6 protein-coding genes are annotated in these 5,230 nt (G+C 41.3%); 3 read left to right on the top strand and 3 right to left on the bottom strand.

Annotated elements, in window-relative coordinates; genetic code table 11:
• Window positions 1-437 (top strand): glycine-rich protein (locus tag K333_RS0109700; RefSeq protein ID WP_027452638.1); only part of this gene is annotated, 437 nt, incomplete at its 5' end.
• A gap of 84 nt (window positions 438-521) precedes the next feature.
• On the opposite strand, the gene K333_RS0109695 is transcribed toward K333_RS0109700, so the two are convergent.
• Window positions 522-1,298 carry a glycine-rich protein gene (locus tag K333_RS0109695; RefSeq protein WP_024990719.1) on the bottom strand — a complete coding sequence of 259 codons (777 nt, stop codon included), beginning with the start codon at window positions 1,296-1,298 and terminating at the stop codon, window positions 522-524.
• A gap of 185 nt (window positions 1,299-1,483) precedes the next feature.
• Here K333_RS0109695 and K333_RS0109690 point away from each other — a divergent pair, with 185 nt between their 5' ends.
• Complete coding sequence (locus K333_RS0109690) at window positions 1,484-2,287, top strand: glycine rich domain-containing protein (protein WP_024990718.1); 804 nt, start codon at window positions 1,484-1,486, stop codon at window positions 2,285-2,287.
• A gap of 113 nt (window positions 2,288-2,400) precedes the next feature.
• Here K333_RS0109690 and K333_RS0109685 read toward each other — a convergent pair whose 3' ends face one another.
• Entirely contained in the window at window positions 2,401-3,180 is a 780-nt protein-coding gene (locus K333_RS0109685; protein WP_027452637.1) for a glycine-rich protein, read from the bottom strand.
• A gap of 110 nt (window positions 3,181-3,290) precedes the next feature.
• Window positions 3,291-4,148 (bottom strand): glycine rich domain-containing protein, encoded by an 858-nt coding sequence (locus tag K333_RS0109680; protein WP_027452636.1) that lies wholly within the window; start codon window positions 4,146-4,148, stop codon window positions 3,291-3,293.
• 185 nt (window positions 4,149-4,333) lie between these two features.
• On the opposite strand from K333_RS0109680, the gene K333_RS12335 reads away from it, so the two are divergent.
• Window positions 4,334-5,125, top strand: a complete 792-nt coding sequence (locus tag K333_RS12335) for a glycine rich domain-containing protein (RefSeq protein ID WP_051230942.1) — start codon at window positions 4,334-4,336, stop codon at window positions 5,123-5,125.
• The last annotated feature ends 105 nt before the right edge of the window (window positions 5,126-5,230 follow it).

Raw genomic sequence — 5,230 nt, 5'->3', positions numbered from 1 at the left:
GTTATGGTGGTACATTATCCAGCCTCGGTGAGGCTGAAAATCATTACCTAGATGGGCTTCATACTACTATATCACAAGGCGCTTCGCAGACATCTGGTTATAAGTTTGGAATAGGTCAAGATGGCGGTCGCGCAGGAGGAGGCGGTGGATATTATGGAGGATGTGCACATGGTAATGAAGGGGGATTGGTTGGCCTACGCGGTTCTGGCGGTTCTTCCTTCATTTCCGGGTATTCGGGTTGTGATGCCATTGCAGAATCTTCAACAGAGGATAACATAATTCATACTGGTCAACCTAACCATTATAGTGGTAAGGTATTTACCAATCCAGTAATGATAGATGGCGGCTCTGTCATGCCTAGTCCAACAGGTGGTACAGAAACAGGTCATGGTGGTAATGGATGTTGCATAATCAGTTGGATATCTGCAGGCCTATAATATTCTTTCCATAATTCTTCGGGATTCGTTTGAAGCAAAAAAATAAGCTATATCAGCAAAATTGCTGATATAGCTTATTTAATTTTATGGTAGCTGTTGCCAAGTTATGATAGCATATCCGTCACCACTATGTCCTGTTTCTGTTCCACCTGAAGAGCTTGGGAATGTTTGGTCGCCAGCTATGGTTGTTCCATTTGTAATTTTTGTCGTATTAATATATCCTGAGCCGCCAGTACCTGCACAATTAGAGTTCACCCCCTCTAATTGACTCGCATGACCACCATAAAGCCCACCACCTCCACCACCATTTCCTTCGGCACCTGAACCTGCAGCTACACTTTTTGTTTTTCCATCTTGTCCTTGTCCAAATGCATATCCTGAAATTTGTGTTGCGCCTTCTATAGTGGTTCCCCAATTGGGGGTAGCATTTCCACCGTTTTCCCCTCCACCAACACCTGGAGGAGTTTGTCCAAAGACGCCTAATCCTCCTCCGCCACCAGCAACTAAAAGAAGTTCTAATTCGTAAAAGTCTTTGTAGTTTTTCAAGACTCCACGGTCTGTCGTTGCAATATGCGTTGCACCACCACCTCCTCCACCACCAATAATGGTATAAGTATAATCTCCTTGACATCCATTACCTCCTTTACCGCCGCCGTTATATCCACCATTTCCTCCAGTGTTACCTAAATTATCACCACCTTTTGACCCAACACAAACATATAAGTTATTTGATGTACTTAGACTCTTGTATCCGATAGAATATCCACCTAGTCCGCCAGAATTATTCCATCCACCTCCACCGCTTGCTCCCCAACATTCGATCTTATATGTGGTCGCTAATGGTGCTATAAATTCCTGCACACTTCCCGTGTGTTTGTACTACTAACGTGCTTGAAAAGAAAAGATTCAACAATAGGAGTGGAATAACGAACAAGGAGTGTATCAAAATCTATATGATGATTGATACATTATTTATATGTCACACGTTCTTCTGTTGTTCGATATTTTCAATTTAGAGATATTAATCGTACAAACACACGGGAAGTGTGCAAACTTTTACAGCACCATTAGCGACCACATATAAGATAGAATGTTGGGGAGCAAGCGGAGGAGTTAATGGCAATGGTGCATATACAATAGGTTATATTGATATTTCCAAAAATTTCATATTGTATGTTTATGTTGGTGAAAGAGGAATGAGTAGCCAATCTGATTATAATAAACCACAGAGTGGTACATTTAACGGAGGTGGTGGCTTCACTGTACCAAATCCGGATAAATACAACGGTACTGGCGGTGGTGCAACAGATATTAGATTACAAAATGGGAATTGGGATAATTTTAATTCCTTGAAATCTAGAATAATGGTAGCGGCAGGAGCAGGAAGTTGTATTGCTGGAAATCCGTCATCTTATGGTGGCGCACTGTCCACACCTAATTATACTAATACTCACACTCATCCTGATTATAATACAAACGCAGCGCAAGGAGCAACTCAAACATCTGGCTATAAATTTGGAATAGGTCAAGATGGAGGTCGTGCAGGAGCCGGTGGTGGATATTATGGTGGATACGCAACAGTAAGAGATGAATCAAACGTGATAGGTATACGTGGTACGGGTGGCTCTTCCTTTATATCAGGTTATCCAGGATGTAATGCTATCTCAGAATCTTCTACAGAGGACAATATTATTCACACGGGACAACCTAATCATTATAGCGGTTATGTATTCTCTAATTCTGTAATGATAGCAGGAAACGCAAGTATGCCAAAGCCTAAAGGTGGAACAGAACAGGGACATAGTGGTGATGGGTATGCTATTATCTCTTGGATATCACCCAGCCTATAGCATACTTTCTTTTCTCCATTCTTCTTCGGGATGCTTTTGTGATTCGTTCGGGATAGACATATATAAGAATAGGCTATATCAGCGAATGTGTTGATATAGCCTATTGTATTTTATTATGGTAGTTGTTGCCAAGTGATTATTGCATATCCATTACCCTCGCGAACGCCATTCTGCATATAACCATTTGTAATAAGAGTAGTATTGATATGTCCGGAACCACCTCCGCCATTACCATTGTTCGCATACTTTGAAACTTCGCAAGCATAGCCACCATACCAGCCGCCACCACCTCCTCCGTCTCCTTCACCAACACCATCCATATTACCAGTTGGCTCATTCAAAGCATTTGCACCTTGTCCAAATGCATATCCTGTATCTTGGGTTCCACCTGCATAAAATTGATTAAAACCACCATTTCCTCCTGATTCGCCTCCACCAGAAGATTCCATATCTGAAAAATGAAAACTGTCAGTAAGGCCACCTCCACCACCAGCGACAAGTAATATATTATTTCTAAAATCTGAGTAGTTTGAAAGAATTCCTTTATCTATATTGGCTATATGTGTGGCACCACCGCCACCGCCTCCGCCACGTACATATCCAAACCATGCTCCATAACCATTTAAAGGAGCATTACCACCATCACCACCACCATTATATCCTCCTTTACCACCAAGAGGTATGTATGTGGAGGTATAAGCTATATCTTGTGCGTCTTCACCTTTTCCACCAACATAAATGTAAAGACTGGTACTATTTTCCAGAATAGTATAACCAATAGCATATCCTCCTAACGGACCATGAGAAGTACTTTTCCTACCGCCTCTTCCTCCTGCTGCTCCCCATACTTCCAGCTTATAATCTCCACTTACTGGCGCTGTAAAAGTTTGCACACTTCCCGTGTGTTTGTACTCCAGTAGCTACCATAAAGAAAATATTTAACAGCAGGAGAGAATATAATAAGAGTGTGTCAATAATCAAGTAGACATTGACACACTATTTATTATAGGCTTGGTGATATCCAACTGATTATTGCATATCCATCTCCACTATGTCCTGTTTCCGTTCCACCTTTAGGCTTTGGCATACTTGCGTTTCCTGCTATCATTATAGGATTAGTAAATACTTTTCCGCTATAATGATTTGGTTGGCCAGTATGAATGATATTATCTTCTGTAGAAGATTCTGCAATAGCATCACAGCCCGAATATCCAGAAATAAAAGAAGAACCACCAGAGGCACTAGCATGAACGCTATTTGATCCTGTAATATCCCAACTTACATTTCCACCATAATATCCACCGCCTCCTCCTGATAGACCACTAAAATATCCATATAACCCATCTTTTCCTTTCCCTGCAGTATTGTCTCCATGCCCCCAAATTATGGATGTTTGCGTTGCTCCTGAACAGATAATTTCATTATTGTAATAAGCGTTACCACCACTAAGCCCACCGCCATAACCTGGTTGAGTATATTTTTCACATTTTCCTCCACCTCCAGCAGCAACCATAATTCTTGATTTTAAAGAACTAAAATCGTCCCATGTTCCACCTGTAAGTCTAACATCTGTTGCGCCACCACCTCCGCCACCTGTATCATCATCTTTTTCATCCCAAGCACCTGAACCACCGCCATTATAGCCACCAGCACTATGTACACCAACGACGCCATCCTCACCTTTGCCTCCAACATAGATATAGACGGTTAAATCTTTTAAAAAAGGTATTAAGCCAATAGTATATGCACCTAGACCTCTCTCATTTATACATATAGATCCGTTAGCTGTAGCATTACCTCCTTGTGCTCCCCAGCATTCTATCTTATAAGTGGTATTCAAGGGTGCTGTAAATTCCTGCACACTTCCCGTGTGTTTGTACTACCAACGTGCTTAAAAAGAAAAGATTCAACAATAGGAGTAAAATAACGAACAAGGAGTGTATCAAAATCTATATGATGATTGATACATTATTTATATATCACACGTTCTTCTGTTGTTAATTATTTTCCACTTTGTAATATTCCCAGTACAAACACACGGGAAGTGTGCAAACTTTTACGGCGCCCATAAGTGGAGATTATAAATTGGAAGTTTGGGGAGCGCAAGGAGGTGAATATGGAAGTTTTCCAGACCGAGCACAAGGAGGAAAAGGTGGTTATGCAAAAGGGACTTATTCTATGGCTAAAAAACAAAATATTTATATAGCAGTCGGAGCTGGTGGGATAAACTTTACTTGGAATGGAGGAGGCCTTGGAGAAGATAATCGATATTCAATTTGCGCTGGTGGTGGTGCTACATCTATTCAAAAGAGTTTGCTATCAGACGGACAATTATATCATTATGAATCTGTTAAAGAAACAGATGTATTAATTGTTGCTGGCGGAGGTGGAGGTAGTGAATGGTATTATAGCCTTTCAGATAAGACAACTCCAACAGGAGGTGCTGGGGGTGGAACAAATGGAGAAGATGGTTTCCAAGGCTATTATGACATTTATCAATCACGGCCTGGAGCGAAAGGTGGTACCCAAACTACAGGAGGTAAATCTACAGCAATAGATGCAAGGTCTGGTACTCAAACTATAGTTGATGGTTCTTTTGGACAAGGAGGATATACATTAGGTGGTGACGGTGGTGGCCAAGGTGGCGGCGGCTGGTATGGCGGTGGTGCTGCTGATTATGCCGGTGGCGGAGGTGGCGGATCCGGACATATCGGAGATATGCTTACAAATGGAGAGACTATAGGCGGAGATCAAATATTCCCAAGTCCAAGCGGTGGAACTGAAACAGGACATTCGGGTAATGGATATTGTATAATTACTTGGAAACAACTACCATAATAATATATAATAGGTTATATCAATGTTTAATTGGTATAACCTATTTCTATATATTTTTATCCTGAACGAATCCCGAAAGTCATCCCGAAGAATGACGGAAAGAAT

It is taken from the genome of Segatella albensis DSM 11370 = JCM 12258 (assembly GCF_000426565.1).
Classification (GTDB): Bacteria; Bacteroidota; Bacteroidia; order Bacteroidales; family Bacteroidaceae; genus Prevotella; species Prevotella albensis.
Note: the sequence above shows the minus strand (reverse complement) of the source record. Positions and strands in the feature narration are given on the sequence as shown.